This window comes from Alcanivorax sp. P2S70 (assembly GCF_000475295.1).
Taxonomy (GTDB): domain Bacteria; phylum Pseudomonadota; class Gammaproteobacteria; order Pseudomonadales; family Alcanivoracaceae; genus Alcanivorax; species Alcanivorax profundi.
In genome coordinates this window covers 1-14,175 of the sequence record NZ_AXBZ01000051.1, presented here as the reverse complement: position 1 = coordinate 14,175, position 14,175 = coordinate 1, and the positions used below count along the sequence as shown (strand labels likewise).

Genomic DNA, 14,175 nt, shown 5'->3' with positions numbered 1-14,175 from the left:
GGATGGACATACACCTTCAAAAGCGCGCCTAGATTGCGAACCAGCCTGAAAGACTGAGCACGCAACGGGCTTCTCAACAGCCTGTTAAACAACATGTTAGATGACATGGGTGTCCCCCGGGCAATGCCCTGTGAAATTGGCAATGCCCGGCACGTTAGGCAGCCCCTATTTCAGTTCGGTTACAGCCTCACCACAAGAGCCAGTTTTCGCGGTGTTTCTCGGTCAATTTGAGCTGTTGTGACCCCCTCCAGGGCAGGCCTGTACTCACCCGAGCCGGTCACAACACGGAAAAGCCAGGGGCATTCATCATTGCCCTGAGCCAATTCGACCCCTCGCGCTCACCACAGGGTTTTCATCAAACTGCAACCTCCCTCCCGTATTGCTGCGGCAGTCAGAAAGGAGAATGCATGTGAAACAGCGACTCAGCCTGCATCGAGGTTCCCTGATTGCCCTGCTGGTCATGGCGAACCTGGTGGTGCTGGCCAACCTGGCCAGTGGCGATCTGAAAACGGTATCGGAACTGGTGTGGCTGGACATCGCGGGGGAAGGGGGAGCCGCGCTGCTTGCCCTGCTGTGGATTGGGCTGATTCTCAACAGCCGCCCGACCGGTCGAGTCACCCGCTTGCTGGTGACAGGCCTGAGTACCCTTTTCCTGGCCTACTGGCAGGACCTGATGGATGAATTCATCCAGTTACCGTCTGCCGTGATGTGGGACCACTGGCTGGAATCCGGCGCCATGCCTCTGGGCATGCTGCTGCTGACACTGGGGATCTACCACTGGCACCGGGAACAGCAGGCAATATCCGCCCAGCTGCAGAAACGGGAGCGGGTGTTTCGGGAGCATCGCAGCCTCGATGGCCTGACACCACTTTCCGGACCACGCTACCTGCGCGAGCAATTGGCCATGGAACTGCTCAAACAGGACCAACCCCTGTCACTGGTCATGCTGGATCTGCACTGCTTCGACCATAGCCGCCGACTCCTCGGCCCCCACGACAGTGACCGGCTGTTAAGGGAAGTGGCCGAAGTGCTGCTGCTCAACCTGCGCCAGCAGGATCTGCTGTGCCGTTACGCCGGTGACCGTTTCGCCGTTGTGCTACCGCGTACGGGGCGCCAGGAAGCCGAGTCCTTGACCCGGGAACTGGAACAGGCGGTTCGCCATTTTGCGTTCAAGACCCAGCGCGGCATCACCCACCCCGTGGCCATCATGGCCGGTCTTGCTGTGGCCCATGACGAGGATGCCGACAGCCTGATCGAGCGCGCCAATCGCAACCTGCACAGTCCGTCCCGAGTCGCCTGAGATGGTTTTTTTCCTGCATGACCAGCGCTTTATTCCTGCCCACGGGCAGGCTGCCGTACTGCTGGATCTGGCAGCGGATCAGGCCATCGACAGCAATGTACTGCTACGTCATACCGGCCTGTTCCGTGAACAAATCGTGCAGGGGGAGGCGCAGCTCAGCAGCCATGATTTTCTTCAGCTCATTCACAACAGTCGCCGCAGCCTGGCCGATCCGGAACTCAGCTTTCGCTATGGCCAGCGCCTGTTCCCCGGCCATTATGGTGCCGCCAGCACCCTGCTCGCCAATGCCGGTAACCTGGCCCAGGCGCTGCAGGTGTTCTGTGATTTCGGCGTGCTGATTCAGCCGCTGGCAGGGGCTCGATTGTCACTCAGCGAGCAACATCTCTGCCTGCAGTGGCTCGACTGTGCTGGCAGCGGCCCGCATTGGCGATTCATCGTCGAAGCCGCCATGACCGGCGTCGCCTCGGTCACCCGCTGGCTTAGCGGCGAACGTCTGCCCTGGCAATTTCTGTTCCGGCATGACTGCCCCGATTACCCCGAGCAGTACCAGGTTCATCTGAGCGGCCCACTGCACTTTGCCTCACAGATAGACGCCATGCTGCTGCCCCTGGAGTATCTGGAGCGCCCCTGGCCCAACCACTCGGCCACCGCCAGGCAGGCAGCCCTGCAGCAGTGCCAACAGGAAATCGCCTCGCTACCAGGCACTCTCAGTCTGCGTCACGGGCTCTACCTGCACTTGCTGGAACACATTCACCAGCCGCCGTCACTGCAGGAAAGCGCCGAATGGCTGGAGTGCAGCCCCGCGACCCTGAAACGACGCCTGAAAGGTTTTTCCAGTCACTACCAGCAACTGCTGGATGAAGCCCGACTGCACCAGGCCGTACACTGGCTTGCCTTTCATGGCCTGGGCCCGGATCAGGTGTGCGCACGACTGAATTTCACCGACAGCACCAACTTCCGTCGCTCCTTCAAGCGTTGGAGCGGGCAAACCCCGGCCATGTGTCATCGGCAGCTGCTGCGATTTGCGCAACGATAAGGCACCTGCATAAACGCAGGTCAGCCAAGAGGCGCGGGACAGGAGAGAGAGGAAGAAGGCGGGCACAACAACAACCCGCCCAGACCGCTCACTCTGCCGGAGTGCAGAGCGAGCGGGCAAAGCATCAGGACGCGCCGGCGCCCCACAGGCCTTTCAGAGCGTTCAGCGCCGTGCTACCCACTCCTTCATTGCCCAGGAAGCCGAGAATTTTCGGCGCAAACTGGGAGATCATTTCCGGGCTCAGACCCAGCGACGAAAACACCTTCGCGACACCCTGCAACGAGGAAATGTTGCCCAGCATGGAGGACGCCACACCGCTGCCACCACCCAGCAGGGAATCGAGCCCCGGCACCTTGTCCAGAATACCGCCGAACTGGTCGGCTGACAGGTTGTTCTGGGCCATGGCCAAGAGCGCACCGGCACCCCCCGCGGCTTGCTGCTGAGTCACGCCCAGATCCTTGGTCAGCGAGTCCACCAGAGCCTGGGCTTCACCAGTAATGGCCATGCCACTGTTGGCCGCATCGCTGGCCTCACTGATGGAAGAATTCGCTTTTTGCGAAGCGCTGTTCACCGCCTCATTGGCAGAGTCTGTCATTTTCTTGAAGTCGAACGCCTGCACCGGCGCACTCATCACCATACCCAGCGACACCGCCAGCAACCCAACACGCATCTTGTTCATAACCACTCCCGGTCACTCATTTCCATTGATCATCAACTTGCCGGGGCAACCCCGGCATTCCGACACCTTACCCAGCCGCCTACAGGACGGCCATCACTTTATGTCCGTTTTGCCTGCGGCTTTCATCAGCAACGCCAGGAGCTGCTCCTGCTCCCGCGCATCCAGCCCCACCAGCAAACTGGCGAAAGCCTGCTGGCGAACCTGCTGCCCCCGTTTCGCCACTCCTTCCCCTTCCGGGGTCAGGAACAGATGGGTCCGCCGGCGATCATGGGCATCCGCTTCCTTGCCCAGCAGGCCGGCACCTTCCAGCTGCTTAAGCTTGCGAGCCATCTGCGCCTTGTCGCGGCCCAGGTAATCACATAGTTCGCGGGCGGTGCTGCCCGGGTAGCGTGCAAGAAAGCCCAGCAAGCCAATGTCCGGCGGCCCCAGGCTCAGGGGCAGGTCCGCCAGCCCCTCACGCATCTCACCACGAAGACGATTGAGGATATCCGTAAAGACTTCCCCCAACGCCTGACTGATGGATTCCTGCATGGCACCCCCTTCTCTTGTCTATGCACCCAAAACTGGTTGACTTTATCAACTTTAATCGCAAATATAGTTGACACAATCAACCATTAAAGGAACCACCATGACACATCGACATGGCTACGCCCCCACCGCCCATGCCAGCCTGTACCTGAAAAAACTCTGTCGGCACTTCAGCCACAAAGTCGACACGGAATTCGATGATAGCCGTGGCATTATCCGCTTCCCTTTCGGCACCTGTGAGCTGGACGCCCAACCAGAGGCCCTGCATCTGCACTGTCAGGCGGGAGAAGACAATGTGGAGAAACTGCAATCCGTGATCGACAGCCACTTGCTGCGCTTTGCCAGCAAGGAAACGCTGACACTGGTCTGGCAGTAACGGTTATTTCTCGGGGACGTTGTACTCAAAACGCGGCAGGTGCCACTGATAACGGATCGCCAGCATGCGGACCGTAAATCCAGCGGCCAGCGTCAACAGCGTGATCAGCCAGGCCGGCCAGGCCATCTGTTGCAACACCAGAAACAGGCAAGCCGACCCCAGCGACACCACCGCATACAGTTCCTTCTGAAACACCAGCGGAACACGGTTGCACAGCAGGTCACGAATCACCCCGCCAAAGATGCCGGTAATCAGCCCTGCCAGTACCGCCACCGGCATGCCCAGCCCCATGCTTTGTGCCACTTTCACACCAATAATCGTGAACGCCACCAGTCCGAGGGCATCCAGCATCAGAAACAGCATGCGCAGGCGGGACATGAGCGGTGCAATCCAGATGGTCAGCAACGCCGCCGAGGTCGTCAGCAACAGATATTCCGGGTGGGCAACCCAGGTCAGCGGGTAATGCCCCAACAAGAGGTCACGGATAGAGCCGCCCCCAAACGCGGTGACGGTGGCAATCATCACCACCCCGAACAAATCCATGCGCAATCGCCCCGCCGCCAACGCCCCGGTCATGGCTTCAGCAGTGATACCGATCAGGTACAGGGTCAGCAGCATGGAGATTCCTCGAGCAGGAAGATTTATCAGGCTTTGCGGATACGGTCTTTCTCGATGACGATCTTGCGCGCCTTGTAGAGCCCGCCAATGGCTTGCTTGAAGGCATTCTTGCTGCAGCGGAAGGCATCGAAGATCGCGTCCGGCGCACTCTTGTCACCCAACGGCAATTCGCCACCGGCGTTTTCCAGTGCTGCCAGAATCTGCTCGCTCAGGGCATCACTCTTGGCTGCACCCGGCGCATTCAGGGACAAGCTGAGTTTGCCGTCTTCGCGCAGACGCTGCACATAGCCGGTGACCCGCTGGCCAGGTTTAAGCGGCGCACGCAGTTCCTTGCGGGCAATCATGCCCCAATAACGATGATTGACGACCATCTTCCAGCCCAGATCGGTCTCCCGCCCGGCAATCAGGGCCACCTCATCACCTTGCTGGAATTCATTGCAGGTATCTTTCAGGAAACGATCCAGCTTGGCACTGGCCAACAACCGCCCTTCCCGATCGGTGGTCACCATGACCAGCGCCCGACCTCCGGGCCGCAAGGGGGCGGTCTGTTCAGCCAAAGGCAACAACAGATCCTTGGGCATACCCCAATCCAGAAAAGCGCCTAACTTGCTGGTGGAGACCACGCCCAGACTGGCAACTTCGCCCCGTTGTACCTTGGGCGCTTTTACCGACGCCATGGTGCTGCCCTGGCCATCGTTGTAAAGCGTGACCAGCACGCTGTCACCGGGTTGCAGGTCACCGGCTTCCCGGGTCGGCAGCAACACATCGCCCAATGGGCCGCCGTCCAGTAACAGGCCATTACGCACCGCCCGAATCACTTCCAGCGAATACCGACGCCCCAGCGTCAGGGAAGAAGAAGCCGTCATAAGAGAGTCCGGTTGTCGGAGAGTAAAGGCCAGGATTTCATCAGGGCCGACATCGCGGGCAGTGCCTTCGAGACCACACCGTGCCCACCTGTGCTGTAGCTTGAAGCTTGCCGCTTTTCATCACCACATCAGATCATCGGGAATGGGGAAATCCTTGTAGGGATCATCCTCATCCACATCCTGCGCACCGCGCTCATTGAGCACCAGAATGGGGGCGTCATCACGCTGGCGGATCTTTTCAGCCACCACCGTGGGGACCAGCTCAACGCCCTCACCCAGTGCGACAATGGCAACCTGACCTCGCTCCAGCTGTTGCTGCTGTTTTGCCGTAACCCAGGTTTTCTTGATTTTCTTGTCCTGCACGAACTGATAGGCCACCTCGGCACCGTTTCGGTCGAGGCGACTTTGCTCAATCATTTGCTTGATCTGGGCAGCAATTTCCTTGCGCTCACGCTCGGCCTTGCGTTCCGCTTCGCGCTGGCGATCGGCTTCGGCTTTTTCCGCCTGCTGACGACGCACCCGCTCGGCGGCATCGTCCTGTTCGATCTCGCCACGCTTGACCTTGTTGGCCACTTCACGTTTCTGCTGCTTGGCCCGGCGCGCCTTTTTTTGGTCCGACAGGCCGGCCTTCATCAATTGTTCCTGCAGGGAGCTCATGGCAAATCTCTCATCTATCAGTGACCAGAATCGTCGCAGGGCAAACTGGTTGCCCTTCCGTCTGGCGGCTTAACGGGCCAGGGGCGTTGCCGGAGCCGTCCCCAGCAGCGGCTGAGCGCGTCGGAAGCGGGCATCATAGCCCGGCTGCCACGGGAACACCCCTTTCGGGTCAGGCCAGACCATCTGCAACGCCGGATATGGCGCTGGCAGGCTCTGGTAGAACCAGTTGGCAAAGCCCAGGTATTCCTTGTAGTGCGCAAACCCCACCGGAAGGAACATGACCTCGAGACCATCGGCAATATCATTGTATAGCCGGTAGGGCTGATACGGCTTGTTCAGGCCACGAATACGCACTGCAGCGCTGTCGAGCAAGCGGCTGGCCAGCGCGTCCTTCAACCCCACCACGATCAGCTCGGGGTGGTTCAAGTTCAGGAAATGCCCCACGCTAAAAGTATAGCCAGGCTGACCATCACCTCCAGGCACGGCAAAATGGTGCCATCCCTTGCGCTGGATATCTGCCAGTAGCACCTCATCTTCTGCATCTTCCGGGGCGGGGTAACGGAACTGACCGGGCATCTCGTCAAGAAACATGACTGTGTGAACTCCAGGGCCTGCAGCCCGTTAAACACATTTGCGTAGAGCGATTCTAGCAGAATCCGCACTGCCTTGGCGCCCGCATCCTCCCTGCGCTACACTTCAGGGACATTCCCTGCCGACTGGATCACTCATGAAACGAACGCTGCTTGCAACCGCCGCCCTGTTTACCTCCTCTGCCCTGTACGCGGCGCCAGGCCTCACTGTCTATGGCGGTGGGTACAGCTGGGACAGTGAACTGGAAGGCACCTTCTCCTCCGGCGGGGCCAACATTGATGTGCAGGATGATCTGGGCTTCAACGAAGCCGATCAGGGTGTCCTTTATCTGGGCATTGAACACGCCGTTCCGATCCTCCCCAACTTCCGGGTCCGCTATATGGATCTTTCTGATACGGCCAGCAACCGTATCCAGCGCACCTTCGAGTTCAATGGCCAGATCTATGTGGCGCAAACCCGAGTCGATACCGACTTTGATATGGAGATGCTCGATGGCACCTTCTACTACACGCCAGTAGATACTGCCCTGAAACTGGATGTGGGCCTGACCGTCCGCAAGATGGAAGGCTACCTGCATCTCAATAGTCTGAATTCCGATGCCCGAATCGACGTCGATGAAATTGTCCCCATGTTGCATCTTGGCGCCAGAGCCAACCTCCCTGTACCCGGTGTCTATGTGGGAGGGGAAATCAATGCCATTGAATACGATGGCTCTGGCATCAATGATTTCGATGTGCAGGTCGGTTGGCGCTCCGATTACCTGATTGGCATTGAAGTCGGCTATAGCTACCTGCAACTGGATCTGGAAGATGTCAGCTCTCTGGACACCGACCTGGAAATGGGCGGCCCTTACCTGGCGCTCTCGATTGGTTTCTGACCTTGCAGGAGACCCGAACAATGAAGACAGGGATTGTCCTCGCCTGTGCCAGCCTCGCTATCAGCCATTCTGCCTTGGCCGAGGGCGTCCGTTTATCCGGGGGAGGGTACAGCTGGAACAGTGAACTGGAGGGCACCATCAGCGACGGAGATGAACTGGATCTGGATAACGATCTGCAGTTCAACCATGCCAGACAGAGCGGCGCCTACCTCACACTGGAACACGACAATCACTGGCTGCCCAATGCCCGGCTTCGCTACCTGGGGGTGCGCGATGCCGCCAGCACTTCGTCCCCCCGGGATCTGCAGTTCGCAGGCGAAAGTTTTATTGCCGGAGACCAGATTCGTAACGATCTGGATCTCCGCGTTTCTGATGCCACCCTGTACTACTCTCTCCCCCGCAACAACGGAGGCAAAGTGAATGTTGGGCTGGCAGCCCGGGATCTGAACGGCGAACTGGAAATTCTTTCCACTTCGGCACAGGCAATACGCCGCATTGACGAGACGCTTCCGGTATTCCATCTGGCGGGGTATTTACCGTTCCCATTGTTATCCGATAACGCGTACCTGGGAGCCGAAGCCAATGGCATCTATCTGGATGAAGATCAGTTGGGCGACTTTATTTTACGGGCAGGGTGGCAATCGGATTTTTTACTGGGGCTGGAAGTCGGCTTCCATCAGATGTTCATAAAACTCGACGAGGATTCCCGGAATCAGGCCGTAAACCTGAAATTTGGGGGCCCGTACGTGGCGCTAACACTGAACTTTCAGGGGCCCGCTTTCTAGCGAGGAATCAGCTGATTTCTCGCTTCAGTTCTTGCAAGTGCAGGTCCTTGGCTGCCCACAATTCGCTAACCCACTGCTGTAACTCGGCACGAAACTCGGCATCTTCCTGGTAATCACTGCGCCACAGGGCGGGATCCAGCGGACGCGTCTGCACGTCCACCACCACGCGATTCACCTTGCCACTTAGCAGTGCCCAGAAACCGGGTGGCGTGCCCTGCGGATAGGCGATCGTCACGTCCAGGAGCGCGTCAAGATTATCCCCCAGTGCTGCCAGCACGAAGGCCACACCCCCAGCCTTTGGGTTGAGAAGGTGGGTGTAGGGCGCCCCCTGTTGCTTGTGCTTGGCCGGTGTAAAACGGGTCCCTTCCAGAAAGTTCACCACCGTAACCGGGATGCCCTGAAACTTTTCACAGGCCCGGCGGGTAATCTCCAGATCCTTGCCCTTGAGTTCCGGATGTTTCGCCAGCACCGCCTTGCTGTAGCGCTTCATGAACGGATAATCCAGTGCCCAGAACGCCAAGCCCAGAAACGGCACCCAGATCAACTCCTTCTTTAGGAAGAACTTGAAATACGGGGTCTTGCGATTGAACGCCTGCACCAACGCCGGAATATCGACCCATGACTGGTGATTACTGACCACCAGGTAGGAGGTGTCCTGGCGTAACGCTGCCACCCCGCGGATATCCCATTGTGTCGGGGTCATCAAGGCAAAGATCGCCTTGCAGATTTCCGCCCAGGTTTCGGCAATGGTCATCACCATTACCGAGCAGGCTCGCCGCAGGGCCGCTACCGGCAACAGCAACTTCAGCAGCGCCACCACCATCATGGGGCCGATCAATACCAGGGTATTGATCAGCAACAACAACACTGTAATGACGCCCCGTACCATTACTGTTCCCTCAGTCCCTGCTGTTTAAGCGCCCTTTCTCTCAACAGCCATGCTGTCCACGTTCTGGAAACCACGTGGCAGCTTGGCACCCCGGCGGCCCCGTTCACCGTAGTAATGCTCCAGGTCAGATGCCTTCAGCGTCAGGTGGCGTTTACCAGCAAAGATGGTTAACGAATCCTGCGGCCCCAACACCTGCACGTCTTGCACAAACTCTTCCCGTGCCGCCACCCGTGCAGACGGTATCGACATCATCTTGTTGCCTTTACCGCGCGCCATTTCCGGCAGCTCCTTGACCGGGAAGACCAACAAACGCCCTTCGTTGGACACCAGTGCGATAAGGTCATCGCTGACACTGCCCACCGCCTGCGGTACCAGCACCTTGGCCCCCTTGGGCACGCTCAGCGCGGCCTTGCCCGCCTTCTTGTTAGCGAGCAGATCGGTATAGCGCACCACAAAGCCGTAGCCGGCATCGGTGCTCATCAGGAAGGCATCCTTTTCCTTGCCCATGACGGCGGCCATGAAAATGGCCCCCGAGGGCGGACTGACCCGCCCGGACAACGGCTCGCCCTGGCCTCGGGCGCTGGGCAGGGTATGTGCAGGGAGGGAATAACTGCGCCCGGTACTGTCGATAAAGCACACCGGCTGATTCGACTTGCCCCGGGCACTGGCGCGGTATTTGTCGCCGGCCTTGTAGCTGAGGCCTTCCACATCCACATCATGCCCCTTGGCAGCACGCACCCAGCCTTTTTCAGACAGCACCACCGTCACCGGATCGGCACTGACCAGATCGGTTTCATCCAGCGCGGAAGCGGCACTGCGTTCCACCAGCGGCGAGCGACGGTCATCCCCGTATTTCTCGGCGTCTTCCTTCAGCTCTTTCGCCACCAGTTTCTTCATGCGGGCCGTGGAGCCGAGCGTGGCTTCCAGGGTTTCACGTTCTTCGTTGAGCTCATCCTGCTCGCCACGAATCTTCATTTCCTCGAGTTTGGCCAGGTGGCGCAATTTCAGTTCGAGGATGGCTTCGGCCTGGCGGTCGGAAATCCCGAAGCGCTCCATCAGCACCGGCTTGGGCGCATCTTCGGTACGAATGATGTGGATCACTTCATCAATATTGAGGAATGCGACCAACAAGCCTTCCAGGATATGCAGGCGTTCGAGCACCTTGTCGAGGCGGTGCTGCAAGCGACGGCGCACCGTGACCATGCGGAACTGCAACCACTCGTTGAGAATGGTGTCCAGGCTCTTCACCTGTGGCCGGCCATCAATGCCGATCATGTTCAGGTTAACCCGGTAGTTCTTTTCCAGATCCGTGGTAGCAAACAGGTGCCCCATGAGCTGCTCAATATCCACCCTGTTGGATTTGGGTGTAATCACCAGCCGGGTCGGATTCTCGTGATCGGATTCATCACGCAGGTCGCTGACCATGGGCAGCTTTTTCTTGTTCATCTGGTCGGCGATCTGCTCCAGCACCTTGGCGCCGGAGACCTGATACGGCAGCGCCGTGACCACGATATCGCCATCCTCACGCTCGTAAACGGCACGCTGTTTCAGCGACCCCTTGCCCTCGGCGTACATGCGGATGATGTCGTTGATCGGGGTAATGATTTCCGCCTCGGTGGGGAAATCCGGCCCGGTAATATGCTCCATCAAATCATCCAGCGAGGCGCCGGGATCTTTCAGCAGATGGATACAGGCGTTGGCGACTTCACGCAGGTTATGGGGCGGAATGTCTGTGCTCATGCCCACCGCAATACCGGTGGTGCCATTGAGCAGCACATTGGGCAGTCGTGCCGGCAGCAGCTTCGGCTCATCCATGGTGCCATCGAAGTTCGGCACCCATTCCACCGTGCCCTGCCCCAGCTCCGCCAGTAGCACCTCGGCATAGGGCGCCAACTTGGATTCGGTATAACGCATGGCCGCGAAGGACTTCGGATCATCCGCGCTGCCCCAGTTACCCTGACCATCCACCAACGGATAGCGGTAACTGAACGGCTGCGCCATCAATACCATGGCCTCGTAACAGGCCGAGTCTCCATGGGGGTGATACTTACCCAGTACATCACCCACGGTACGGGCGGACTTCTTGTACTTGGCGGTATTCTTCAGGCCCAGCTCACTCATCGCGTACACGATTCGACGCTGCACCGGTTTCAGGCCGTCACCGATATTCGGCAGGGCCCGATCGAGAATCACGTACATGGAATAATCCAGGTACGCTTTTTCGGTGTATTCCCTCAGGGGAAAACTTTCAAATTCGTCAGCCATTTTTGCTCGCTATACTCACTTTAGTCTGACGTCGGACCTCTGAAGTCGGACGACAAAACCGATTATTCCCTTGCGTCAGACGTCCGAACCCAGACGTCCGACCCGCCGCAGCGCAGCGCTACACTTCAGCCAGATTCCCCTTCTCTTCCAGCCAGATCTTGCGATCCGAGGCGCGCTTCTTGCTCAGCAACATGTCCATCAACTGGTGGGTGTCATCGTCGCCACTGATGGACAGGCGCACCAGACGGCGGGTGTCGCGGGCCATGGTGGTTTCACGCAATTGCAGCGGGTTCATTTCGCCCAGCCCCTTGAATCGGGTGACGTTAACCTTGCCCCGCTTCTTCTCGGCCTTGATGCGATCGAGCACCCCTTCGCGTTCGTCCTTGTCCAGGGCGTAGTACACGTCCTTGCCCACATCGATGCGGTACAGCGGTGGCATGGCCACAAACACATGACCGTTTTTCACCAGCGCGGGGAAATGCCGCAGGAACAAGGCGCAGATCAGGGTCGCGATGTGCAGACCGTCAGAGTCCGCATCGGCAAGAATGCAGACCTTGCCATAGCGCAAGCCACTGAGATCATCACTGCCCGGCTCGATCCCCAGTGCCACCGCAATATCATGGATTTCCTGACTGCCCAGCACCTCACCAGAGTCCACTTCCCAGGTGTTCATGATCTTGCCCCGCAGGGGCATGATCGCCTGATAGACCCGGTCACGGGCCTGCTTGGCACTGCCCCCGGCAGAATCCCCTTCCACCAGAAAGATTTCACTCTGGGACGGATCATCGCTGGTACAGTCGGCCAGCTTGCCGGGCAATGCCGGGCCGCTGGTGACTTTTTTGCGCGTGACCTTTTTGGCCGCACGCAACCGTTTCTGGGCATTGTTGATACACAGGTCCGCCAGCTTCTCGGCTTCGTCGGTGTGCTGGTTCAACCACAGGGAAAAGGCATCCTTCACCACGCCAGACACGAACGCCGCCGTCTGCCGTGAGCTCAGCCGCTCTTTGGTCTGGCCGGCGAACTGCGGATCCTGCATCTTGACGCTCAGGACGTAGGCCGCCCGGTCCCAGATGTCTTCCGGGGTCAGCTTCACCCCACGGGGCAACAGGTTGCGGAACTCACAGAACTCACGCATGGCCTCCAGCAAACCGGAACGCAACCCGTTCACGTGCGTGCCGCCCTGGGCGGTGGGAATCAGGTTAACGTAGGACTCCTGCACCAGCTCGCCACCTTCCGGCAACCACATAACAGCCCAGTCCACTGCCTCGGTCTCGGCACTCATGGCGCCGTTGAAGGGCTCTTCCGGCACCCGCTCCCAGCCGGTAGCCGATTCCAGCAGATATTCAATCAAGCCGTCTTCAAACTGCCAGGTCTCGGTTTCTCCGCTGAGCTGGTTTTCCAGAATCACCTTCAGGCCCGGGCACAATACGGCCTTGGCCCGCAGCAGGTGCTTGAGCCGCGAAACGGAAATCTTCGGGGAGTCGAAATACGACGGGTCTGGCCAGAACCGCAGAATGGTACCGGTGTTGCGCTTGCCCACCGTGTCCACCACTTCCAGTTCGCTGCGCTTTTCGCCGTCGCCAAATTCGATGCGGTGCAGCTGCCCGTCACGTTTGACCAGCACTTCCAGCTTGGTGGACAGGGCATTCACCACCGACACACCCACACCGTGCAAACCACCGCTGAACTGGTAGTTGTTGTTGGAAAACTTGCCGCCCGCATGCAGGGTGGAAAGGATCACCTCCACCCCGGGTTTCTTCTGCACCGGGTGCAGGTCCACCGGCATCCCGCGGCCATCATCTTCCACTTCCACGCCACCGTCCTTGAACAGGGTGACCTTGATGGACTTGGCATGGCCCGCCAGTGCTTCATCGACCGAGTTGTCGATCACTTCCTGGGCCAGGTGGTTGGGGCGGGTGGTGTCGGTGTACATGCCGGGACGCTTGCGCACCGGCTCCAGGCCCGACAGTACTTCAATATTCTCGGACGTATAGTTGTTGGTCATAAAGTATCTTGAATTCAGGGTCGGACGTCTGACGTTGGGCGCCGGACGACTGACAAACGGGTTGTCGCGTCAGACGTCAGACTGCCGACGTCAGACTCACACCACAAAACCGCAGAATCAACGGTATGAAGGCGTCAAAGTTATCAAAGGCGTGGCTGCCACCCAAGCCACAATAGCGGTGACAGTCGCCATAATAGTCCCAGCCATCTTCCCAGTTGAGGGTTTCATCCCCGGTCTGGGTCAGCAACAGCTGGTTGTCCGGCTTGGAAATGTCTGCCACTTCGTAGTGACGCAACTCTTCCAGCCAGGCCGGATTGAACTGGTAGGCCTCTCCGGTGTGATAGTTATGCTGGATACCTGTGTATTTGTCCAGTAGTCGCCATGGACGAACTGCCGGATTGATGTGTGCCGCCTTGAGATCATGGTGCTCGGCCAGCCAGGTGGCATAGAAGCCGCCCAGCGACGAGCCCAGCAGCGCCACCGGCCCAGCCGAGGCGATGGCCGCATCCAGCTCTGCCATGGCCTGCCGCGGGGACGGCGGCAAGGCCGGCACAATCAGGCGTTCCGCACAGCCTGCACGCTCGAACACCTCACGCAGAATCCCCGCCTTGTGCGAAGCCGGAGAGCTGTTGAAGCCGTGAATGTAGAGAAGAGAGGTTTCTGGGGCCATGGCATCGCAACCAAAACAGTGAACAGTGAACAG

15 protein-coding genes are annotated in these 14,175 nt (G+C 58.9%); 5 read left to right on the top strand and 10 right to left on the bottom strand.

Features of this window, described 5'->3' with window-relative positions:
• Positions 1–409: 409 nt before the first annotated feature.
• Positions 410–1,300: a GGDEF domain-containing protein gene (locus Q672_RS30795; RefSeq protein ID WP_233192276.1), complete on the top strand. Its 891-nt coding sequence runs from the start codon at positions 410–412 to the stop codon at positions 1,298–1,300.
• 1 nt (position 1,301) lies between these two features.
• Positions 1,302–2,336 carry an AraC family transcriptional regulator gene (locus tag Q672_RS30790; RefSeq protein ID WP_022986382.1) on the top strand — a complete coding sequence of 345 codons (1,035 nt, stop codon included), beginning with the start codon at positions 1,302–1,304 and terminating at the stop codon, positions 2,334–2,336.
• Between the two features lie 124 nt (positions 2,337–2,460).
• Here Q672_RS30790 and Q672_RS30785 read toward each other — a convergent pair whose 3' ends face one another.
• Positions 2,461–3,015, bottom strand: coding sequence for a DUF2780 domain-containing protein (locus Q672_RS30785; protein ID WP_022986381.1), 555 nt, complete (start codon positions 3,013–3,015; stop codon positions 2,461–2,463).
• A 93-nt stretch (positions 3,016–3,108) separates the two neighbouring features.
• A complete protein-coding gene (locus Q672_RS0117355; RefSeq protein ID WP_022986380.1) occupies positions 3,109–3,546 on the bottom strand; it encodes a MarR family winged helix-turn-helix transcriptional regulator in 438 nt (145 codons plus the stop codon).
• Positions 3,547–3,643: 97 nt separating this feature from the next.
• Between Q672_RS0117355 and Q672_RS30780 the strand changes: the two genes are divergently transcribed.
• The gene (locus Q672_RS30780) at positions 3,644–3,919 is read left to right on the top strand and encodes a DUF2218 domain-containing protein (protein ID WP_022986379.1); all 276 of its coding nucleotides are present in this window, start codon (positions 3,644–3,646) and stop codon (positions 3,917–3,919) included.
• 3 nt (positions 3,920–3,922) lie between these two features.
• Here Q672_RS30780 and Q672_RS30775 read toward each other — a convergent pair whose 3' ends face one another.
• From Q672_RS30775 to Q672_RS30760, 4 genes are all read right to left on the bottom strand, one after another.
• Positions 3,923–4,537, bottom strand: a complete 615-nt coding sequence (locus tag Q672_RS30775) for a trimeric intracellular cation channel family protein (RefSeq protein WP_022986378.1) — start codon at positions 4,535–4,537, stop codon at positions 3,923–3,925.
• A 26-nt stretch (positions 4,538–4,563) separates the two neighbouring features.
• Positions 4,564–5,403, bottom strand: coding sequence for a CvfB family protein (locus Q672_RS30770; RefSeq protein ID WP_022986377.1), 840 nt, complete (start codon positions 5,401–5,403; stop codon positions 4,564–4,566).
• 120 nt (positions 5,404–5,523) lie between these two features.
• Positions 5,524–6,060, bottom strand: coding sequence for a DUF2058 domain-containing protein (locus tag Q672_RS30765; RefSeq protein WP_031226914.1), 537 nt, complete (start codon positions 6,058–6,060; stop codon positions 5,524–5,526).
• 69 nt (positions 6,061–6,129) lie between these two features.
• Positions 6,130–6,651 (bottom strand): DUF4262 domain-containing protein, encoded by a 522-nt coding sequence (locus tag Q672_RS30760; protein WP_022986375.1) that lies wholly within the window; start codon positions 6,649–6,651, stop codon positions 6,130–6,132.
• 136 nt (positions 6,652–6,787) lie between these two features.
• On the opposite strand from Q672_RS30760, the gene Q672_RS30755 reads away from it, so the two are divergent.
• Together Q672_RS30755 and Q672_RS30750 are read left to right on the top strand one after the other, a co-directional pair.
• A complete protein-coding gene (locus tag Q672_RS30755) occupies positions 6,788–7,528 on the top strand; it encodes a TIGR04219 family outer membrane beta-barrel protein (protein ID WP_022986374.1) in 741 nt (246 codons plus the stop codon).
• A 20-nt stretch (positions 7,529–7,548) separates the two neighbouring features.
• The gene (locus Q672_RS30750) at positions 7,549–8,313 is read left to right on the top strand and encodes a TIGR04219 family outer membrane beta-barrel protein (protein WP_022986373.1); all 765 of its coding nucleotides are present in this window, start codon (positions 7,549–7,551) and stop codon (positions 8,311–8,313) included.
• Positions 8,314–8,320: 7 nt separating this feature from the next.
• Here the strand turns inward: Q672_RS30750 and Q672_RS30745 are convergent, their stop codons facing one another.
• From Q672_RS30745 to Q672_RS30730, 4 genes are all read right to left on the bottom strand, one after another.
• Positions 8,321–9,202 carry an acyltransferase gene (locus tag Q672_RS30745; protein WP_022986372.1) on the bottom strand — a complete coding sequence of 294 codons (882 nt, stop codon included), beginning with the start codon at positions 9,200–9,202 and terminating at the stop codon, positions 8,321–8,323.
• A gap of 24 nt (positions 9,203–9,226) precedes the next feature.
• Complete coding sequence (gene parC, locus Q672_RS30740; RefSeq protein ID WP_022986371.1) at positions 9,227–11,467, bottom strand: DNA topoisomerase IV subunit A; 2,241 nt, start codon at positions 11,465–11,467, stop codon at positions 9,227–9,229.
• A 118-nt stretch (positions 11,468–11,585) separates the two neighbouring features.
• Positions 11,586–13,472 (bottom strand): DNA topoisomerase IV subunit B, encoded by a 1,887-nt coding sequence (parE, locus tag Q672_RS30735; protein WP_022986370.1) that lies wholly within the window; start codon positions 13,470–13,472, stop codon positions 11,586–11,588.
• A 76-nt stretch (positions 13,473–13,548) separates the two neighbouring features.
• The gene (locus Q672_RS30730) at positions 13,549–14,142 is read right to left on the bottom strand and encodes a YqiA/YcfP family alpha/beta fold hydrolase (RefSeq protein WP_031226912.1); all 594 of its coding nucleotides are present in this window, start codon (positions 14,140–14,142) and stop codon (positions 13,549–13,551) included.
• Between the last annotated feature and the right edge of the window lie 33 nt (positions 14,143–14,175).

Coding starts and splice junctions, on each gene's coding strand:
- Q672_RS30760 (WP_022986375.1), bottom strand. CDS start 6,651: ATGTTTCTTGACGAGATGCCCGGTCAGTTCCGTTACCCCGCCCCGGAA.
- Q672_RS30765 (WP_031226914.1), bottom strand. CDS start 6,060: ATGAGCTCCCTGCAGGAACAATTGATGAAGGCCGGCCTGTCGGACCAA.
- Q672_RS30770 (WP_022986377.1), bottom strand. CDS start 5,403: ATGACGGCTTCTTCTTCCCTGACGCTGGGGCGTCGGTATTCGCTGGAA.
- Q672_RS30775 (WP_022986378.1), bottom strand. CDS start 4,537: ATGCTGCTGACCCTGTACCTGATCGGTATCACTGCTGAAGCCATGACC.
- Q672_RS30790 (WP_022986382.1), top strand. CDS start 1,302: ATGGTTTTTTTCCTGCATGACCAGCGCTTTATTCCTGCCCACGGGCAG.
- Q672_RS30780 (WP_022986379.1), top strand. CDS start 3,644: ATGACACATCGACATGGCTACGCCCCCACCGCCCATGCCAGCCTGTAC.
- Q672_RS30755 (WP_022986374.1), top strand. CDS start 6,788: ATGAAACGAACGCTGCTTGCAACCGCCGCCCTGTTTACCTCCTCTGCC.
- Q672_RS30730 (WP_031226912.1), bottom strand. CDS start 14,142: ATGGCCCCAGAAACCTCTCTTCTCTACATTCACGGCTTCAACAGCTCT.
- parE (WP_022986370.1), bottom strand. CDS start 13,472: ATGACCAACAACTATACGTCCGAGAATATTGAAGTACTGTCGGGCCTG.
- Q672_RS30745 (WP_022986372.1), bottom strand. CDS start 9,202: ATGGTACGGGGCGTCATTACAGTGTTGTTGTTGCTGATCAATACCCTG.
- Q672_RS30785 (WP_022986381.1), bottom strand. CDS start 3,015: ATGAACAAGATGCGTGTTGGGTTGCTGGCGGTGTCGCTGGGTATGGTG.
- parC (WP_022986371.1), bottom strand. CDS start 11,467: ATGGCTGACGAATTTGAAAGTTTTCCCCTGAGGGAATACACCGAAAAA.
- Q672_RS30750 (WP_022986373.1), top strand. CDS start 7,549: ATGAAGACAGGGATTGTCCTCGCCTGTGCCAGCCTCGCTATCAGCCAT.
- Q672_RS0117355 (WP_022986380.1), bottom strand. CDS start 3,546: ATGCAGGAATCCATCAGTCAGGCGTTGGGGGAAGTCTTTACGGATATC.